The organism is Haloarcula sp. H-GB5 (assembly GCF_054850705.1).
On sequence record NZ_JBTWBG010000012.1, the window covers coordinates 1 to 19,628 of the forward strand.

Annotated in this window: 16 protein-coding genes and 2 pseudogenes; 11 read left to right on the forward strand and 7 right to left on the reverse strand. The window is 55.8% G+C overall.

Annotated elements, in window-relative coordinates; all coding sequences use genetic code 11:
• Together ACYJ11_RS20755 and ACYJ11_RS20760 are read right to left on the reverse strand one after the other, a co-directional pair.
• A pseudogene (locus ACYJ11_RS20755) lies at positions 1-261 on the reverse strand (hypothetical protein); the annotation flags it as partial.
• Positions 262-313: 52 nt separating this feature from the next.
• Complete coding sequence (locus ACYJ11_RS20760; protein ID WP_461649304.1) at positions 314-1,351, reverse strand: hypothetical protein; 1,038 nt, start codon at positions 1,349-1,351, stop codon at positions 314-316.
• Positions 1,352-2,189: 838 nt separating this feature from the next.
• On the opposite strand from ACYJ11_RS20760, the gene ACYJ11_RS20765 reads away from it, so the two are divergent.
• Positions 2,190-2,546, forward strand: a complete 357-nt coding sequence (locus ACYJ11_RS20765; RefSeq protein ID WP_461649305.1) for a hypothetical protein — start codon at positions 2,190-2,192, stop codon at positions 2,544-2,546.
• Between the two features lie 45 nt (positions 2,547-2,591).
• Here ACYJ11_RS20765 and ACYJ11_RS20770 read toward each other — a convergent pair whose 3' ends face one another.
• On the reverse strand, positions 2,592-2,810 hold the full coding sequence (locus ACYJ11_RS20770; RefSeq protein WP_461649306.1) for a winged helix-turn-helix transcriptional regulator: 219 nt from the start codon (positions 2,808-2,810) through the stop codon (positions 2,592-2,594).
• Positions 2,811-2,964: 154 nt separating this feature from the next.
• Here ACYJ11_RS20770 and ACYJ11_RS20775 point away from each other — a divergent pair, with 154 nt between their 5' ends.
• Positions 2,965-4,317 carry a DNA adenine methylase gene (locus ACYJ11_RS20775; protein ID WP_461649307.1) on the forward strand — a complete coding sequence of 451 codons (1,353 nt, stop codon included), beginning with the start codon at positions 2,965-2,967 and terminating at the stop codon, positions 4,315-4,317.
• 2 nt (positions 4,318-4,319) lie between these two features.
• Here ACYJ11_RS20775 and ACYJ11_RS20780 read toward each other — a convergent pair whose 3' ends face one another.
• The 3 genes and pseudogenes from ACYJ11_RS20780 to ACYJ11_RS20790 form a co-directional block, all read right to left on the reverse strand.
• The gene (locus ACYJ11_RS20780) at positions 4,320-5,429 is read right to left on the reverse strand and encodes a hypothetical protein (RefSeq protein WP_461649308.1); all 1,110 of its coding nucleotides are present in this window, start codon (positions 5,427-5,429) and stop codon (positions 4,320-4,322) included.
• Complete coding sequence (locus ACYJ11_RS20785) at positions 5,426-6,220, reverse strand: MvaI/BcnI family restriction endonuclease (protein WP_461649309.1); 795 nt, start codon at positions 6,218-6,220, stop codon at positions 5,426-5,428. The genes ACYJ11_RS20780 and ACYJ11_RS20785 overlap by 4 nt, the downstream gene beginning before the upstream one ends.
• Positions 6,221-6,360: 140 nt before the next feature.
• Positions 6,361-7,178: pseudogene (locus tag ACYJ11_RS20790) on the reverse strand (IS1595 family transposase).
• A gap of 303 nt (positions 7,179-7,481) precedes the next feature.
• Here ACYJ11_RS20790 and ACYJ11_RS20795 point away from each other — a divergent pair.
• The gene (locus ACYJ11_RS20795) at positions 7,482-7,622 is read left to right on the forward strand and encodes a hypothetical protein (RefSeq protein WP_461649310.1); all 141 of its coding nucleotides are present in this window, start codon (positions 7,482-7,484) and stop codon (positions 7,620-7,622) included.
• 62 nt (positions 7,623-7,684) lie between these two features.
• Here ACYJ11_RS20795 and ACYJ11_RS20800 read toward each other — a convergent pair whose 3' ends face one another.
• Positions 7,685-8,815 (reverse strand): hypothetical protein, encoded by a 1,131-nt coding sequence (locus ACYJ11_RS20800; RefSeq protein WP_461649311.1) that lies wholly within the window; start codon positions 8,813-8,815, stop codon positions 7,685-7,687.
• 1,047 nt (positions 8,816-9,862) lie between these two features.
• Here ACYJ11_RS20800 and ACYJ11_RS20805 point away from each other — a divergent pair.
• The 8 genes from ACYJ11_RS20805 to ACYJ11_RS20840 form a co-directional block, all read left to right on the forward strand.
• Entirely contained in the window at positions 9,863-10,318 is a 456-nt protein-coding gene (locus tag ACYJ11_RS20805; protein WP_461649312.1) for a hypothetical protein, read from the forward strand.
• 7 nt (positions 10,319-10,325) lie between these two features.
• Positions 10,326-12,413, forward strand: coding sequence for a hypothetical protein (locus ACYJ11_RS20810; protein WP_461649313.1), 2,088 nt, complete (start codon positions 10,326-10,328; stop codon positions 12,411-12,413).
• The gene (locus ACYJ11_RS20815) at positions 12,410-13,246 is read left to right on the forward strand and encodes a hypothetical protein (protein ID WP_306712040.1); all 837 of its coding nucleotides are present in this window, start codon (positions 12,410-12,412) and stop codon (positions 13,244-13,246) included. Before ACYJ11_RS20810 ends, ACYJ11_RS20815 begins: the two co-directional genes overlap by 4 nt.
• Before the next feature lie 2 nt (positions 13,247-13,248).
• A complete protein-coding gene (locus ACYJ11_RS20820; RefSeq protein ID WP_306712038.1) occupies positions 13,249-14,928 on the forward strand; it encodes a hypothetical protein in 1,680 nt (559 codons plus the stop codon).
• On the forward strand, positions 14,928-18,194 hold the full coding sequence (locus tag ACYJ11_RS20825) for a VirB4 family type IV secretion system protein (RefSeq protein ID WP_306712036.1): 3,267 nt from the start codon (positions 14,928-14,930) through the stop codon (positions 18,192-18,194). The genes ACYJ11_RS20820 and ACYJ11_RS20825 overlap by 1 nt, the downstream gene beginning before the upstream one ends.
• The gene (locus ACYJ11_RS20830; RefSeq protein WP_306712034.1) at positions 18,187-18,564 is read left to right on the forward strand and encodes a hypothetical protein; all 378 of its coding nucleotides are present in this window, start codon (positions 18,187-18,189) and stop codon (positions 18,562-18,564) included. The genes ACYJ11_RS20825 and ACYJ11_RS20830 overlap by 8 nt, the downstream gene beginning before the upstream one ends.
• Positions 18,561-19,034 (forward strand): hypothetical protein, encoded by a 474-nt coding sequence (locus ACYJ11_RS20835; RefSeq protein WP_306712032.1) that lies wholly within the window; start codon positions 18,561-18,563, stop codon positions 19,032-19,034. The genes ACYJ11_RS20830 and ACYJ11_RS20835 overlap by 4 nt, the downstream gene beginning before the upstream one ends.
• Positions 19,031-19,628, forward strand: a 598-nt coding sequence (locus ACYJ11_RS20840) for a relaxase/mobilization nuclease domain-containing protein (RefSeq protein ID WP_461649314.1), incomplete at its 3' end; no start/stop codon positions are given. The genes ACYJ11_RS20835 and ACYJ11_RS20840, both read left to right, overlap by 4 nt.

The following is a 19,628-nucleotide window of genomic DNA, read 5'->3' on the forward strand; positions in this document are numbered from 1 at the left end:
TCCCTGCAGGTCAGCCGCCCGGATGGCGATTCCCGACTCTGCAATCCCTATCCGCGTCTTGTCTGTGACCGTGCCAGCCGCCGCGAAAATCCGCTCAAACAACTGTACCTCGCCGCTGATCCGAAGATGCTGCGGGGCATCGAGCGACAGGAGGTCCGCAGTGTCGAGTTCTGCGTCACTGTCTGTCGCCGTCTCTGGCACGCTCGTTTCGGCGTCGGTGGTTGCTGCTTCGGTGCTACTGGTCGCTGTGGACTGTGACATCTGGATCACCCTCCACTTGCCGGAGGGCTCACAAAATATGCCGTTGGCGGCGCTATGGGACCACCGACGCAAGGCGATGGGTATTGTAATCAACCGTCCAGCGCGAGTAGTTCTGTGTGATCCGGTACTCGCGAACCACCGCAACGTCTTCCAGCGACTCTTCGGGCCGTTCCCACGCAAACTCGTAGCCGGCGATCACGTCTCCCTCGTCGAGATATCCAACCGGATGCTCCGGCCCGTCCCACTCAACCGAGATTGAGTCGCCACCGCTGGGGGGCTGGACTCCACGGCTGACTCCTCCTTGGATGACAGATGGATCGCTCGTCAACCCATGCAGTTGTGCTAAGTCACTGGCTTTGATCGTGAACTTGTCCTCCTCGCCGACGAACGAGTGCTGGGTTTGCCCGCGGACTGTTGCGTGCTCTACGCCCTCGATATCGACACCGAGAGCGTCGGACAGCAGGTGGGCAAACTCAGCGGCTCCCGTGCGGACTGTTTGGTTCTGCTCCTCAATCTGCAGGGTCCTCTCTGGCGTCCGAAGCTCCCTTGTGTATGGATTCTCCGGCCGTTCGACGGGCATACAGCTGCACAAGAGCGTCCCTTCTGGCCCCGTCAGAATCCACGGCTGCTTCCCGCACGGGATTGCCGTGTATCTCGACGCAGTGTATCGGCCACCGCCAGTGAGGACTCGCAATGCCTTTTCCAGTGCTTGGGCGTCGATGCCGTACCCGTAGCTGTCAGCGAGCCCGTCGACGACTGTGACTCGAGTGTCGACTGAACTGAAGTCGCCGTACGTGTTTGGAATTTGCAGGAGGTCACCAGTTGCGTACTGTTCAACGTAGTCTCCGACGTCCCCGCCGACGACCCACCGCGTTTGCTGTTTGGTTGCTCGACCAGCCGACGTGTTGATCGACGACTCTGGCCGCTGCGTTGCCAGCCCCCAGTCCTCGTCCGGGGCTGCCCAACTGGTATCGTCGCGGTCAGGAGCGCGACACGTCGTCGCGCATCGGGCGATGCTTGCAGCATCGGGATCGAGGTCGTTGTCGGCGCTGTCTCCGTCTCCAAACGTACCGAGTGAAAGGTCAGTCATCCTCTCACCCGACAGAGGAACACAAAATTTTGGACTGGCTCACGGTCAATACAGAGAGGAATTCGGCTGTTTCGCTGTGCTTGGTAAGAGCCGACCCAGAAGGAGTGTTTCAGAGTCAGAAACACTCTGTGGGGCTTGATTATCCACTGGCCAGTATGTGCAGGTAGCCGCCGGTCGGAGGCGGTCCCCGAAAAGTATCCGACACGCTTGCCCCATCACTCCCCAACTGACCCCCAGTGTTGGCGAGCGCTAAGTGCTCGACCCGCTGCCCTCCAACGTGCCCCGTTTCCCCTCCACCTGCGTTCCACTCTCCGTACTCCCCTATCGTGCTTTCACCAAACTCCTAGAGTTCGGTGCTGTCGTCATGAGTCACAGTCTGTTGCTGACACACGGGCATCAGTGTTGGTCAGGAACCCTTTGTACGGTGGCTTCTGAGTAAATAACTGATCCGCCTTCTCGCGGGTCTGTACAAAGCACTTCCTTTCTGCGGCCTGTCTGCTTATCTCTGCCTTTTACGCAGTTTTGTGGTAGGGGTGGGTAAGGGATTTCCCCAGCGAAAAGAGCTAAGCCTCGAGGTTTGACTCCCGACATCGGCACGATCACAATTCGATGTAGTCGCTACGCTCAAATAGGAGCCGACCTCGATCCTCGTCGACAACCTGTGGGTATTACACTTGTGTAATAATCGTGTATGAGTGTGATTGAATTACACATATTGTGTGCTGTAGTGGCCGATATTGAGATTACAGCCGAGTATGAACAGAGGAGAATCTACGAGTTCCGGGGGTCGTTCGTGTACGTTCCGGTGGGTACGAGCGAGTAAGTCGGCGTCAGCGTGGTGAGTGACGAGGAGGCGGTTCGGGCAGCGACGGGACTGAACCGAGAGACACCGCCGGGCGCGGTGGTGTTCGAAGACACTGAAGACAGCGCTCGCGATGCGGAGACATACGCGCAACTGTGGGCAGTGATCGTCGAGACGGTTAGACTAGAAAAGCCGCTAGAGTGGCGACTGACAACCCACGACGAGTGCTGGCAGGTCGGGATTCCAGCAGTGATCGTTGCGGAGGGAACGGCAGCGATGGCTGCATATTTGGTGACACAGGATTTCGAAAATCAGGAGATTGCGGATGCACTTGGGGTCGGGGGCCGGACGGTGAGCCAGTATATTTCTGATTTCAGGAAAGGTGAACGGTGAATATGATTGTGAATGTAACCTATTTATCTTCTTCCGTTAGACAGTCTATACTAATTCAGGTCCGTCAATCTCAACTCTTGTAGCATACAGACCAGTAGCCTCTAAATTCTCTACTATTCCGTGTTCTTCGAGCCGTTTGAGTCGTTGTGTAATATAGCTGCGTGACCAGTCAATCTGAGTCTCTAGATATGCAGCTGTAGCTCGCCCTTCCAGCAGTTCAGAGAGAATAGCTCTATCTGCATCGTTGAGCCGTATATCTACCACGTTCAGTCGCCAAGTCTCATTGGATGTTAATTAATGCCGCCGCTTCACAATGTTAATCTACATAATAAACTTAATCCGTGGTAACTGAGAAGGGGTATTATAGTAGTCACGTTGCGAAACGACTACCACGCGCGGGTACATAATAAGTGAAAATATGACACGGAAATCTCGGCAAGAAACCCTTGGAGCTATCTCAGAACCAGATGAGATTTCGAGCCTCGATGACATCGATTGGACGTTCAAAGGAGCAGACACACGAGAGTACACCCATGGCCTACACAACTATCCAGCGCGGATGGTTCCACAGATTGTTGGTCGACTTCTCGACTTCTACAAAGGAGAGGGAATCATTTCAGAAGGAGACCTCGTGTACGACCCATTCTCAGGGAGCGGAACAACCTCTGTAGAAGCTCGTTTACACGGATTGAACGCTGAAGCAAACGACATCAACCCGTTTGCCGTGATGCTGTCTCAGGCAAAGGCAATCCCACTCGAACGGTCTGGTTTATCTGATGCACGAGATGCACTCCTCGAAGGGTTGAACGACGAACTTCGAGAAGTTCGGGAGGTGTTTGAAGCAGAAGGCGAGATCGCCTGGTTGGAGATGCCTGATGTTCGTGACGGATGGTTCCCAGAATCTCAGCTCCATGAACTAACGCATATCCGAGACCGTATCGATGACATCGAGGATGAGTTTGGAATTGAGTATGCTCGATTCTTCCGCCTAGTCCTCTCTCATACCACGAGGAAGGTAAGCTACCAGCGTAACGGAGAATTCAAGCGATACCGCCTCTCCGAAGAAGACCGAGAAGAGCACGACCCAGATGTGGAACCCATCTTCACTACGAAACTGAAGAAGAACTACAACCTGATGGTCGACTTCGGCGAGAAGGTTGACCACTCGTTAGACACTACGATTCATTATTCAGACTCTCGCTCTGCCGTTGAAGACGTAGGCGAAGATGCTGCAGATATTGTAATCACTTCGCCTCCGTACGGAGACCACAGAACGACTGTTGCTTACGGTCAGTTCAGTCAGGACCCTGCTCTGCTGACGGGGAAGGTGGGGTACGACGAGATGAAGGACGTGGACAAGAACGGTCTCGGTGGCAAGAATCAGGTACTCGAACCACTTTCAGAGCTTGAAGAGTACTCACCAACGCTAAAGGCCACGTTAGATACCCTACGTGCAAAAGACGGTCGGGCAGACGATGCCATGAACTTTTTCAGAGACTATTTCGCCGTGATGGAGCAGGTCGGTGAAATCACGAAGAGTGGTCAACCTGTTGCCTGGGTAGTTGCGAATCGAACGATGAGCCGAGTCAATATCCCCACTCACCTCATTACGAGAGAGCTTTGCGAACATCTTGGGTACGAATTCGAACACAACCTACCACGAGAGATTCCGAACAAGACACTACCGTGGGAGAATGCGCCTGAGAACGTTGAAGGAACCAAAGGAGACCTGATGGCCAACGAGAATATCGTCATCCTTCGAGCTCCTTAGACTCAGAGGAATTGCTCTTCATGCCCTGGGTCCACGTCCGTTAGCTCACCAGTTTTAGTGAACTGAGCCATATCCTGAGCAAATAGATTGTTGGCACGAAGATATAGAAGGTCGTCCTCGTTACGGAGAGTGTAGACAGATCTCTCGTCGTCCTCTTTGTTATCAACCGCTTCTATCTCTGCTACCTTTCCTGCAGGGACATATGCTACTCCTGACTGTTCAGACCACGGGTCTCCTTGACGGTTACCTTCAAGCACTTCCGACCGAACCTTATTAGCATCATTGAAGAAGCCAAATAAGCACCAATAGTCTCCCTCTCCCATTAAAGACCGACGTACACGTTCCCGAATTGACGTAGACTTGACCTCTACAAACATCGATTGGTCCTCATGACCAAAGACGATAATATCCGAATCATCATCGCCCTTCGTCGTGAAGTCTCCTGATTCTGAGTCAGACTCATTATCTAGTCCTTCAGATATCAAAAGGCGTCGAGCAAGTTCTTCATTAGCACTTCCAGCACTACTTTTTCCACCTTGCTTCCCCGCATTGATTCGAGATGGGAATTCTTCGCCAGCTAGTCTTGAGAAGTTGTTTATCACTTCATCAATGAAGTCCCCAATTGTCCCAGAATTAGCTAGTGTTGAATCTGAATCCTCGAGGACACGTTCCTGAAACTCTCGTCCACATGCTTTATAATACTCTTCCTTCCGCTCATCTCCTATTCGAACACAAGCCTTCTGAATCTTGTTCAAATTTTGTTCAGAGACCGTATCATATCCTAACTCAGAGGTGACAAACTCTACCCAGACCCCGACATGAGGAATTCGTCCAACGACATCTCCCACTATTTTTTCGTTCCACCTGCCAATTTTGTCCAATCTGCCCTTGTGCTTATCGTAGAGGTTGTCATCTTCTGACTCAGGCGACAGGGAGTAATCATAGTCGTGGTGAGCCCTATACAACGCATATTCAAACGGAATCGACTTCTCGTAATCATTGACGACCGAAACTAGAGCAGACAGGTCGTCATACATTTCCTGAGATAGACGCTGCTGCCCAATTGCTTCTGCTAGGTCGCTCTTGTCTGGAATTTCGTATCGCTCCGTCATTCGAAATCGAGAAGAGTATCTTGAGTTTTTGTGGCAGATTCCGCTTCTTTCTCAACCTCCTCGACATCCACATCAGTGAGCAGTGGAGTACGTTCCGCAAATGCTCGGTCAAGCTTGCTTTCGTCCATGATACGCCACGCAGTTCCTCGATTACGGTTCGCTCCAGATTCCTTGAGATGCATCCGAAGGTCTACGGTGATGATTCCCTCTCTCATCAGATTCAGGAATTCATCGCCATCGAACCCGTCTAAGTGATAAGCCTGGTTGTAGTGGAAGTACTCGCGACCATCCCTCATCTCAGAGTCTGCAAACACCATCACAGCTTGCGGGAACTTGTTCTCAAACTTCTCCTGAAGCCAGTCGATAGGATAGATTGCACATGGGCCTTCGTCCTCGTGAGCAATTGTAATGGTCTCGTCAGTGTAGTCCAGATAGAATCCACGGTTGTTTGGCTCATCTGGTGCAATCGTGACCTTCAGTGCTTCTCGACCCTTGTCGTCAATATACCCGAGCTCACGAATCATCTCTTGCGACCACAGTGGTCTGTTTTCCTTTCCGCGCGGAGGTTCCTTCGTGAACAGGGTTGTCAGACTTCCAGAGTTCTTGCGTACAGCTTTTAGCTCCACCCCTGCTGCATCGGGTCCAGGGATGTTGTTCTCCTTGATACCGAGTAGGTCTTCGAGAGTCTTTCCAACACCAGTGTCTGCATTCCGGTGAGTTTCCACATAACCCATTCGGCAGATTTCCCGTAGTTCCTCAACAAACTCCTCGAAGTCCTTGAATTCCGCCATATAACGACAGCAAATCACTAAGACCAAATTAATACATGGTAGACGATCTAAATTCACATCATAACTTTACGATATTGATTAACAGTCGTGTATTTTTCAGACGAAATGATTTCGATCTTGTGGCGTAGATTGTTGATGAGTTAGAGCGCAGTTTTGAGGATGATTTTGAGCGCTTCTTTTGCCGGTTTTCGATAGACACGATGACGAAGTTGGAACGCTCTGAGATACTGTGTCAACTTGTCTTTGAAGATACCTCGGTGGCTCTCACAGGTGTTGACGTGGACCTCGTCGTCGGCGTATTCGCCGTTACCGTGGACGACGTATTCACGGTCGAATGCGTCGTCTTCTTCGAGCGGTTCGTACGCTCGAAAGCCGTCGGTATAGACGGTCAACGACTCCTGCTGGCTGACCGCCAGCAGGAGTCGTATCGTCGATTCGTCTGCGGCTTTCGCAGGGATCATATACCGGTGTCCGGTGCCGCGGTCGGCGATAATGAGCACGGGTGGCTTGTTGCCGCTACATTGAACTACGCCCGCGCGTGGACAGGCCACGCGAGCGCGACTTCGCGCTCGCAGCCTTTCTTCCCGGCAGAGACGTACACTCGTCGACTTCAACCGGTCCGACGAGCCGAGGGAAGGCGCATCGAGCGCTCTGGTGAAGGGCTCGATGCGCCGATGCATCGTTTTGTGTGTCACCTCGATTTTGCACTTTAGTTGGCAAAGACTCGTGTTAAACCGGAGAAAAGTGCTCTCTTCGAACAGGCGATGATTGTGCCAGTCTTATTGTTGAACGTACGGTCGCAATTCTTACAGAGATACCGTTGAAACTCTCTGTAGCTGCCGTTTCTGACTTTCCGGTCAGAACGGCAGCGAGGACAGATAACACCGTCACGCCATCGAACCTGTTCCAGCAGGTCCGCTGCGACCGATTCCCACATAAACACATCTAGCGGAATCATTCGTGTCGGGCACCGCTGCGGTGCCCTTGTCCTCTTCGACTCTACAGCTACGCCTCAACAGTATCAATAATCACCTACGCAAGAGCGGGTTATGATTATCCCTGTAATCCAGTCTGTTCAGACAGAATGGGCAGAATCTCAGAGAAACATCCAGAATGCCGGACTCCTATTTACTCTATAGAACTGACGAGCAGAGCCTGAGCCATCGGGCCAGCATCAAACCCTAACACAGCCGATTTGAGGAGGATAGTAACGGGCCGTTCATCCTCATCGGTCAACCCGTCCAATACCATCCCTCTGCAGATGAGCAACCAGCGACAGCACAAGCTTGTCAGTCGGCTGCAGTTCCGGTCGCTCATCGAGCAGATCACCACGTCCCGTCACAGCCAGCGCCGGTTCATCAGCGTTGCCGCTCCTGTGGTGCCCGTCGAACGGCATAGCTGAAGCTACCGGCCGGCACAATGGCGTGCCCGCGAGTGTGCTGGCAAGCGGTTCAGTGCGAGTATTCAGTCAGCGACAGTACCTCCATCAGTCATTGCCGACGGCTGCTGACCACCGCCATAGGAGCCCAGCGTCGTCTCGCCGCTGTCAGCAAGCTTTGAGTCGCCGTCGGCGTTCGCGAAGTGTCGAATCGTCCGGGCCATATCGGGGTGGTCGATTTCGAGTTCGGTCAGATTCAGGCGCAGCACCTGCTGTCTGTCTGGTTTGCCGGTCCCGATTCCGAAGTGCTCAGCAGCTGCTTGCATCACTTCATGCATCGTTGGTCTCGATATCTCGTCGTCGAACACCTCCTGACGAAGTTCTCGCTCAGGGAGCGTCACGTCCTTTGAGGACGTCGCCATTGCGCGGCGGCCAACGGTGTAGATGAGACGGCGCTTCATCTCGTCAGTATCCAGTAGGTCAACCGAGCGGCGGCACTCAGCGGGCGTTGCGTCGGGGGCGATCTCTTCGGCCTGGTCGCGAGAGATCCACAGCTCCTCGTTGTTCGGGTGGCGTTCGTAGTCGAGGCGGTCGATCACGAGGTCACGGTACTTCTCCAGCGTTGGATCAGACGCTTTCGGCCCCTCGGCGGCGATGCTGTGAATGCTCTCGTTCAGGACCGCATCGGTGAACGACTCGCCGACATCGTGGCAGATGGCGATGGTCTTGCGCTGGACGCTACTGAGACTCTTATCGGAGTCATCATTGAGCTCGCCCAGCATAGATTCAGCGTCGTCAACGACGCGGTCAAGCTTGTCTTCTACGCGGCGAGAGCGGCCACCATCGCGATAGACGTTCAATGCGCGTGCGAGGGCGACGCCGTAGTTGTAGTCCGTGTGCTCGTCAACGTATGCGCAGAACTCCTCTTTGAGGGGCGTCCCGACACGGATGCCGATGCGGGTCGGTTCCTGAGACGACAGATCAGATTTTATTTTTTCGCTGGCGTGATCCGGAGAGCGACCGGCGGCTGAGACAAGGCGGTCGACGAGCGTCTCAACGCGAGCATAGCCGTCCGCGTCAATGTATTGCTCCATCGCGAGTTCGGCTTCACGGCCCAGATAGCCCTCAGCAACCCCGAATCGGGATTCGATGTGGCGGCGGAACTGCTCCCACTCGTCTGCGGGAACCATCCAGTCTAGTTTCGAAGTGTCCCGCATCAGGATTGCACCTCCCGAAGGGCGGACCCGCACCCACACACCATCTCGGTGTGTGCGGGGGGGTTCACACCCACACCACACACACCTTCTTGGTGTGTGGGTGGGGTGGGGGTGCAGACCCCCACCCCGCCTGCGGTTGCGTCTGCCGACGGACCGCAGTGCGGGTAGACGGCCTGACGGCCGCCTTCGGGGGTCCAGGGGACCCCCGGGGTACACTCCATTCTGCCGCGCAGCGAAAAAATAAAATTCTGCGTGCGGCGGTCGTTCGTGAACGGTTCTGACTGTATGCCTCTCTGGCTGCGCTCTCGTTCGTGGTGCTTCATATCCATCCTGGTTAGTGAGCACCCTCCGCCTCTCGACGGCGGCAGATATGGCTGGGGATACCTGTTGCTGGTGGGTAACGCTTAAGCCATTCTGCCGAGAAGGAACCGGTACAGACAAGTTGGTCGTTCCCAGCGATTCCCGCGCCAACGGGTTCGAGCTGGGAACGCCGGTCCGTTCTCAGGCAAGTTGCTTTCTCGTAGTGTCTTCTCTGTCCTGCGACTTGCACATCCGGTGACTTAAAACCGCTAGGAGCGTCAGACATCCGTTGACCCCATCCGGTTGAGGGATGCCTGTGTCCGTTGCGGCTGTCAGCGGTGCAGGTCTTGTCTTAAACATAAATCTCTAGACTAGACGTATATACCTTATCATGTCAGCAAAGTGGTACTACTTTCGATTTACTTACCAACTATATAGTCTATATTGTCTAGATTTGTACTGCATAAGATAAGTGATAAGACACCGAATATGAGGTCTGATTGCACCCTCGGTGCTACATTAAAAATCAAGCAACAGAACGGGTCCGTAGTATCCTCTATAATACTAAGTATTATAGAGGATCAAGGTTAAGTTGATAGACAAGATTTTAGTTAATCCCACTGTCATAATTTGCTGGCGTATTCAAGACAGAATTCAACAATAGTATAAGAAAACCAACATAGAATCCGTAGCGGATTACCGGTGGGGAATCGGTGGACAAGCAAGACCGCAAAAACAGAGACATCCATGTCAACTCAAACCAACGCATCGAACGCATCGACCACACAACCAACACTCTACACGCACGCAAAGCGGCGATTCGCTGACGCGTGGCTCACGCCCGGCGTGCGACAGACAACGCAGTTACTGCTGATCCTCACGCTGTTTGCTGGCTCGGCGATGGGCCAGACCGACGTCGGGAACATCTACTGTGACACTGCTGTCGAGGACGGCGTCAACGTCGTCTTTGGCGCACTGGCTGGTCTTGGCCTGCCAGCGACGATGGTGTTCGTCGGTCGCAGTGGCCTGTCGTACATGCGGGCCTCTGGCAACCCGAACCAGCAAAACGAGGCCCGCCGGGACCTCATCCTCTCGCTGGTCGGCCTCGGCGTCGTCGTCCTGGCAATCGTGGCTCCAGAACTCATCACGAAGTTCGGGGACAACGTCGGCTTCGGCTTCTCGGACTGCGTGACCCCATTCTGAAGATACGATGCCACCACTCCGCTCACTGCTGATGATCGCGGCCCTTTGCTCGCTGCTCTCGACAGCCGCAGCTGCGGGGCCGGCGTCCGCTGGTGGCAACCCAGCTCAGATTGAGCGGGGGACGGCACAATCCCTCACTGACGCGAGTCACGGTGGCGTGGGGGTACTCCAACAAAACGCCACCGCACCGAATGGCTCCAGGGGCGAGGGAACACAGACGAATCGCACTGACAACAACGAATCCAGCGTCCAAGACCCAGCAGGCAACGAGACAGCAGGCAACAGGACAACAGCCAACGGAACCGAAGGCACCGAGTCCATCGACCGAGGGTCAACAGCGAACCAGACAGGTGTGAACAGGTCCGTCGAACTCGGAGCAAGGCAGAACCTCAGCGCGAAAGTCTCGTGCTACGAGAACACCTCGAACCCGCCGGCCAATGCCTCTGTCGGGGACAACGCGACGGCAGGCGTCGTGCCTCCGAACCGCTCCTACAACCACAACCACACGTTCTTCCGTGCGCTGTGGTCTGGCGACCCTGACCATCCGAACCTCACACGGGCTGACCGGGCCGAGGCTGAGAACGGCACACTGGCCGTCCTCCCCTCATGCACGGGAGATATGGTTTCTCGCGAGCCATCGAACACAACACTGTGGAACCGGCCCGAACACGACTCGTTCCGGACTGGCATCGAGAACGCCTCCTACCCAGTGAACGTCACGGACACTCGCTCTGGCATCTGGATTCGTGACGCCTACGTCGCGTTTTTCAGCATCGAGCCATCGACGGTCGTCCATCAACAGGGAGGCACGGAACGGCTGGTCCGTCCGAACGGGACCGTTCGTGCCATTCACGACTACCGGGTATTCATCTCGGAGTTCTTCGAGGACGACTTCCGAGTAGTGAACACGTCGACGAACACGACGCTGTACGCCAACGGTACTTCGATGGACAACAGCACTGCCGCCCAGCCCACGCTCAACTACACTGAGATCAACGGGACCACGGAACTCCAGTTGGTCACGACGATCTCGACGAATCTCTCGGAGATTGGCGATGACGAGATTGACGAGTACGAACTGACGGTCACGGACTCACGGAAAGTCCAGGTGGAAAACCTCTCCGAGCGGGAGATGGTCGTCGAGCCCGGCGTCGTGCCGAACGGCAGAGGGGCCACGACCGACGACTATCGGATCGGGACTGTAATCCCCGGCAGCTGGCAGAGCGTCCAGTTCGACGGGGGATACGAGGTCCAGAGCAAGTGGCGGTTCTATACCCGCTCACCGCCCGGCTGGAAAAACTGGTCGGAAAACACGACGACCCCAGTACGACCACTCGAAACCCACGCTGTCCGGACGACGGAAGGTCCGGCAGTCACGGTCAACCGCGTCCAAAATGAGAGTTCCGACGGCTGGCGGTTCGTCCCATCGCTCGAAGCGACGTATCCGACGAATGCGACTGTGAACACGACGGCGAACACGACCGCTAACGCGACCAACAGGACGACGCTCCCGCCGGAGATTCGGATCAACCGTTCGGAGACGTTCACGACGGCGGATCGGTTCACGATTCGGAGTGCGGAACAACTCCGGACGGAGAACTTCGAGATCAACGGACTCGTCCGTGGGCACAGCATCGAACAGCCAGCGGACTCGACGAACCCGACGCCAATCCGCGAGGTCAACATCACCTCCGAGGTCGTCAACTCGACCGACAACTCGACGGACCTGCTGGTCCGGGTCGAACCGACGGCTGGCTTCCCGATTGCGGCAGGGAACGTTACTGTCGCAACGGGGCAGTCCCGGGTCAAACAGTCACTCGCTGGCGATGATGAGATTACGGTCACCGTCGACCAGGGCGAAGTCTCCTCGGCGATAGTCACGTATCGCCCGACTCAGATCTGGTGGGAGCAGGGGCGTGCTGTACCGGTACGAGACACCCAAGAGCGGGTCGCCTACGAAGTGAATCTTCCAGACCTTGCGGAGTTCATCGACCTCGCTGTAGTGACGCTCCTGACGGTGTTGCCGGCTGTGCTGGCGCTGTATGGCTACGACGTCTGGACGAGAGGCAAATTTGTTGGTTGGTATAATTCATGACACACAAGACTATACCACGAAATAGCAGTATCGACCGCAGAACAGTGCTTGGACTCCTTAGCGGGGGTCTTGCCGCGCTTGCAGGCTGCAGTGGCGGGCTGTCTGATAGCAGTGACGGAGGTGACGGAAGCGCCGGCCCGCCAGAAGAGCAGTCCGACTACATCGAAGAGACGTCGATTGAGATTGTCGAGAACGGCCGCCAGTTGGCTCTGGACGTGGCTGTGACCGATGAGATCGAGCCCTCATCGGTCAGCATCATCACAGAGTCCGGTCGGGAGTTCGTCAGCGACTATTTCAGCCCCGGTGAAACCCGGACACGCCTTTCGCTAACAGAGGGCGAGGACTCGTACGAACCGCTGCCTCGGGGACAGCACACGCTCTATCTCCGTGGTGACGACGTCGAAACCAAACTCCCACTCGAACTGGGCACTACGTTTGAGTTTGAGGAGGTTATCCCTGGGGCTGAACATCCAGACTTCGTCGATGGTAGCTTGGCGATGGTTGTGCGGAACGTGGGGAAACGCACAGATGCAGCATCTCAGACACTACTGAATGGTGAGGAGAAAAGCAATCGCTTCGTTCCAGTGAAGCCCAGCGAAACCGCTGTGGTTAAATTTGATTTCCTTCTTGAAGACCATGGAGGTAATTGTAGGAGAGTTGATGAGAGTGGTGAAATAGTTGAGATCGATCAAGCACTGACTGTCAATTTTCTCTGGAGCGACTCAGTTACAGTCAGCCTGCCCATCAGATATGACGACACAAGCGGCTGCAAACGATCTCTGGCCGGTGAGCCAGAAGAAATCACTGCAACCCCAGCGGAGACAGAGACATAGCAATGCAGACGGAAATTGCTGGGGAAATCGTAAAGGAGATTGCCGAGAGGGTGGTTGCAGAACTCTCGTCGGCAATTACAGCTGGTATCAGTGGCTTCCTTGATCAACTCAAATCGGACATCGTTGATTATCTCGACGGGTTTCTAGAGAAACTTATCGATCCAATGGTTGGGACACCTGCCCCTGAAGGACCGAATTCAGCAGCCCCTGTCGACATTGCATTTGAGTCTGCGAGCAATGCTCCGTGGAACTCGCTAATCTCAGGCATCTACTTCGATGGAATCGTTGGGTTAGCGCTCGGCATCCAGCTTTCTGTTCTGGCGATGATTGGGCTCAGGTACGGGTCAATGAACCCTGTTATCCGGAAGAAACTCCTACGTCGCCTCGGAGTTGCCTTCCTTTCGCTGTTCTTCTGGCTCCCAGTGGCCTCACTAGGGACGCAATTCTTCGACGCTATCGGTGAGGCGACTTACCGCTCCGGTCAGTCGAAAGAAGAGATCGCCGCACTAATTGGCTCAGTCCAGGAAATTGCGGAACTCAGCCTTGGGATATTCGTCGTTCTGATGATCGTTGGACTGTACGTTTACCTCAAGGCGGCGTTCATCTTCATCACTCGGTGGCTGCTGGTCTTCCTGCTGACCCTGTCGATGCCACTGGTCGCGACGTTCTGGGCGGTCGAGGTCTGGCCGCTGAATCGCTTCTCGGGGCTGGCGAAACAGGTCGCCGGCGCGTATCCCGGAGTCCTCGCTGCGGGCATTCCGCCTGCAATCTTGATCCGCATGAGCTTTGAAGCGACAAACTGGGGACTTCCCTCTAAGTTATCGCTGTTTATCAGCCTCGTGACGCTGTACTTGGCGGCAAAATCCCAGAAGGTCCTCATCCAGCGCAGTAGCCGCGTAGCAATCCAAGTCAGCGAACAGGCACTCGCCGGTGGCAAAAAGCCACTCAAGATCGGTGCGGCGGCTGGTGGTGCAGCGGCGACGGCCGGCGCTGGCGCGGTCGGTGGCCCCGGTGCAGCAATGGCGACTGGTGGCACGATTCGAGCTGCCTCAGGCGCTGCAAAAGGACGTGTCGGCAGTGCTGCTACGGGTGCCCAAATGGTCCACCGCCAGATGGCAGCCAACCCCGCTGGCATGAAGAGGGGTTCTAGCGGCGGCCCCACCGGCTCCGGTGGCGGCAGTAGTCCCAACGGCTCCGGAGGTGGCGGCAACAATGGTTCCGGCGGCGGTGGCTCCGGTGGGTCAGGCGGTTCCGCTCCGCCTTCTGGTGGCGGCAGTGGCAGCAGCGGGTCTGGTGGCTCACCACCCTCTGGCGGCGGGAGCGGGTCCGGTGGAAGTCCCCTCAACAGCCGATTCACCAACGGTGGTTCGTCCGGCTCGTCTGGCTCGTCCGGCGACTCCGAGAGTGACGACACTCCGATTAGTGAACGCCAGACGAAGATGGAGCGCCAAACCAAGATGGAGCGCCAAACACAGATCAACTCTGGCGATACCAGGGTCTACGAGTCTGAGGTTGATCCGCCGTTCTCCGACGATGACTTCGACGAGAACGATACCGAGACCACGGAGTCCGATGAGTCCGAGTCGTACGACTCGCTCAGGGATGTGTTTGCAACTGATGACGATATATTAGGGCCGGATGTGTACCGCGACGGCTTGCCGCACAAGGAGGATGATGACTAATGGCTGACTCAGAAGAAGAATACAATACGAACATCATCCACGAATCGCTCGGAGATTCGACCAACTTCTGGGGCGACTACACACTCGGGGAACTCATCCTGTTCCTCATCCCGCCGTTTGGCTTCCTCATCGCGATGGGGATGCCGTTCGTGCCAGCAGCGCTGTTCTTCCCCACGTTGGCCCTCACAGCGGTTGTGGAAGTGTTCCTCTACATCCTGCACAAAGTCCGGCCAGATCACTATCGCCTGACCGAGTGGCTGCGGGTCAAACTGTTCTGGCTCGTCAAAAAGCGTCAGTACACTCACGGCCAAGGGAATCAGGATACTCGGCAGGTCACGCGATTAGAGCGGGTTATGCCCCACGGCATTGAGCGCGTCGACGGAGCGTACGTCGGCGCGGTCGAAGTCGAGCCCGCCAATATGTCGCTACAAGATGACGAGAAATGGGAGAAAGCCGTCACATCGCTCACACGCCTGTCTGAATCGCTGACTGGCCGGGCGAAACTCCACGTCACGACGGCCGAGGTCGACAACGAGTCCCACATACAGGCACACGTCGACCGGCTCGACGACCCCGACGCGGAGAGCCATTCGATCTTCCGGGGCGTCCTGATGGAGTTCGTCAACCGCTACATCGACGACAGCGGCAACGTTGAGACTGAGACTGAGCTTCAGCGCAAGTACTACATCGTCGTTTGGGTCACTGACGACGATATCCATGATCTCCAGATGAACAGCGACTCCATCGCGGATTACCTGACTGGGATACCGGTCATTGGGCGGCTGTTCACTCGATTCGACAGTGACACGCTCACTGACGCCGAGCGAGAGGAGTTCAAGGCGAAGAAACTCCACGACCGGCTCGAAACCGTCGACAGAGCAGTCAACAATATGTTCCGGTGTCGTAGTCGGTCGGTCAGCCCGCATGAGCTGGCGCACTTGACTGAGGACTACTGGGCCTGTGAAACCCGGACCGAGCGGGAGTACGAAGAGGCGGCCTCCGTCTCCCCGGTGACGTACTCCGCTCGGGAACTCATCAAGCACGGCAAGGGTGCCACAGCCCACGACGCTGCGGAGGGCATGGACACCGACGACGTCGGTGGGACCGACTACGAGGTCGACGAGACCGACTTCGTCTCCCAGTTGCATAGACCGGGAGAGAACCATCGGTCACTGGTCGCGCCGACGGATATCGAATGGGAAGCCGACCACGCCCTCATCGACCAAGAGACGTACACCCGGTGCTTCTGGATCGAGACGTATCCCGAGCATCCGACCAGTGGAATGCTAGAGCAACTACTGCTGGATACGGACCTTGCCGTCGACGTCTCAATCCACATCGACCCATACGACGCTGATACAGCAGTGTCGGTCATGAAAGAGTGGATTTCCTCGCTGAAGATGCTACAGAACGACAAAGGAGAGCTGGAAGCGGAAGATATCGAACAGGAGGTCAACCAAGCGAAGTACATCCGGCAGATGGTCCGTCGCAATCACACGTCGCTGTTCCGTGTCGGGGCGTTCATCCGGCTGACTGCGGAGACCGAAGAAGACCTTCGGAAGCAAACGAACCGGCTCGAAACGCTGCTGCGAGACTCGCCGTCGAATTGCGGCGTCAAGCGAACGACCCGCCGGCAGGAAGCAGGACTGGTGACTGTCTCGCCGATCGGGGCCAACGAACTCGGGCAGAATCGGCTTTCTTCGATGACTGGGGAAGCGCTCGGGTCGCTGTTCCCGTTCTCGTCGAACTACCTCCGGATGGAGGACGGCATCGAGTACGGACTGCACGGCCACAACGATTCCTCGCTGTTGATCGACCCGTGGGAACTGGAAACCGGTCACTCGGAGCTGGTCACTGGGATGCCCGGCGGCGGAAAGACCCACGGCACGCAGGCTCGGGCGATGCGGATGCTGAAAAAGCGGTCGGACGTCAAGCAGATCTACATCGACCCGGTCGGGGATATGCACGGCAGCGCCAAGATGCTGGATGCAAAGACCATCACGATCAGCGGTGAGACGCCGCTGAACCCGTGTGAGATGCATCCGACGCCTCAGCATGTGCTCGAACAATCCCCGGATATGCAGCCCGTCTCAGCGAAGAAAGACGAAGTGTACGGAGTGATCGAGAACTTCCTCCAATCTCGCGATGTCGATCTGGAGATGCACAGCGGCCTGATCACGTTCCTGATCGACAAGATATTCACTGAATCGGATATCGACCCAGCGGACCCATCGACACATACGCCGGAGAACTCGCCGGACCTGAGCGACTTCCTCGAAGTCGTTGACCGCCTCCAGGAAGAGCCGGGAATGTTCCCGGGAGCGACGACGGAATCTTCCCAGCAGAAAATCCAGCAGTACGCAAACGAACTCTCGATTGCGCTGCATCCGTTCCGCCCGGGGAGTACCTTCGGTAACCTCTCGAAAGAGTCGGACCTGCGGCTGATCGACGACAGCAGCAAGGCCGTCTATCTGGATCTCCAGCAGGTCGAAGGCTCTGGTAGTGGCCTCGGCAAGCAGTCGTTCATCATGCAACTGCTGTTGTCGACACTGTACCAGCAGGCCAAGAATATGCAGCAGAAGGTCGAGATCATCATCGACGAAGCTCACTACCTGTTCAACGACGACGCGAACTTGGAGTCGCTGAACCAGATTGCTCGCCACCAGCGCCACGCCGGACTGCGGCTAGTGATGCTGTCTCAGACACTGTCGGAGTTCGAGGACAAGGGAGCCGCTGAGGAAATCGCGGGAATGTGCCCGATCAAAGTACATCACCGCGAGCCAGAGCTAGGCGACGAGACGGCAACAAGCGCTGGACTGACGGACGAACAGCAGTCCTACATCCAGCACGCCGAAGCCGGCAAGGAGTCACTGGGTGACGGTCAGGGCTACTCGCAAGCACTGGTTCGCGTCGACGAACACGGAGACTACCCGCTGACGATCAAGACGTCGTGGGAAGAGAAGCAGATCATTGACCTCGACGCTGACGCGGAAGATACGCTCGACGTTGTTGCTCACGAGGTCGACTCCCGCGCTGCTGACTTCGAAGAGTTCGTCCATTCCAAAGCAGTCGAGCAAGAGCTAGCGAATCGTGGATTGTCCCCGGAGAAGGCTGAACACGTCCTCAACGGACTCAGCGAAGAGGAATTAGTGGACGTGGTGTCTGTAGCACTTGACCAGACACAGCCAGAAGCAGTTGTCGCTGACGGTGGTATCGAGGCAGAGACTGATGCGGAGTTTGACACTACGGAGAATTCAAATGAGTGACAAAGTTACAATTCGGCTGAGTACAGAGCAGCGAAAAGAGATCGTGAAGCAGGCTAACAAAGCGGGAGAAGGGGTTTCAGAGTACATTCTGAAAGCGACGGAACAGCGTATATCTCGTGAACTACAGGAACAGCGTGCGGGGGAATTAAATCTTGGATCGGAACTGGACTACATCGCTGATGCCGTCGTCGAAGACGTTGAGGAAGCAACAAACGTTGACACGGAGCAGGAACTGTTCTACTCGGTCGCTCTGTGGGATTTAATAGCCTCTGAGTACCCGGCAGACAAGCGCGCTACTGCGATGGAGGAAGCGACAGATAAACTAGAGGAAGAGGTTGAAACCATCCGAAACAAGGAGGGTCAGGAATGACTGAGAGACGCACTCTACTCCAGATTTACACGACCGAAGAGAACAAAAAATTGTTTGACCAGCTGGCTGACGCCGCGGGGACATCCACCTCCGAGTATGGACACGAGGTTATCGAGGATTACGTCGAGTGGGAGACTGGAGAGAGTCAGTATCAGCGGTACAGCACTAACACAAAAATCGAAGCTCTGCTGGAGGAGGCAAAACGCGAGGTGACCGAGCTGTTAGAAGAATTTGAGTCTGGAACAATGGAGGAGGTAAAAACCGTCCAAAAAGTCCGGACGGCATACACTATCGCGATCTGGAAACTGCTTCAAGATGACTACTCAGCTGAACAGCGACGGCTTGCGCTGAAATTTGCCGGCGAGCATGTTGGGAGAGATCCAGACATAGAATCGCAAACACCAGACGAGGAAAGCAACCCTGAGTCAGATGCCTCGGCCGCTGCTGAATCGGCAGGTGAGAGTGCATGATGCTGAAAACAGATTATCAGGAGGGTGGTGCAGGGAACCTCGTCGATTACATTCAGCGTGATCGCGAACAGGACGTCGGCGCGACGGTCGACCTCCGAAACCCCGCCGGGCGAGAACTGTCTAACTCAGAGGTGAATCGGTTTGTCGACAAGAGCCGTGAGTTCGGATTCCAGCGGCACATGATCGTCTCGCCAGACCCCACGGGACAATATTCGCCAGAAGAAGTCCGTGCCAACACTCGGGACTTCATGAACAGTGAGTTTACACAGCAGCCGACAACCGACTGCGTGTATGGTGTTCACCGAGACACAGAGTTTCCCCATGCACATATCGCGGCGACTGGCGAGCGTGCGGAATTAGAAATGGGTCGGGAAGATATCCGACAGATGCGCGAACAAGCAGCGACCGCGTTTGAAGAACCCGCTCGAACGCGCGACCCAACGGCTGCCGCTCGCGATGCTCCGGAGGACATTGGCCGGGTCGTGGATCAAGAAGCACGGGAGCAGTACCACGAGGCAGAACTATCGCTGAACCCCGAAGCAGAAAAAGCGCTCAAGCGGGCGACTGAGAAGAGTCAACAGAAAGACGCCGGAC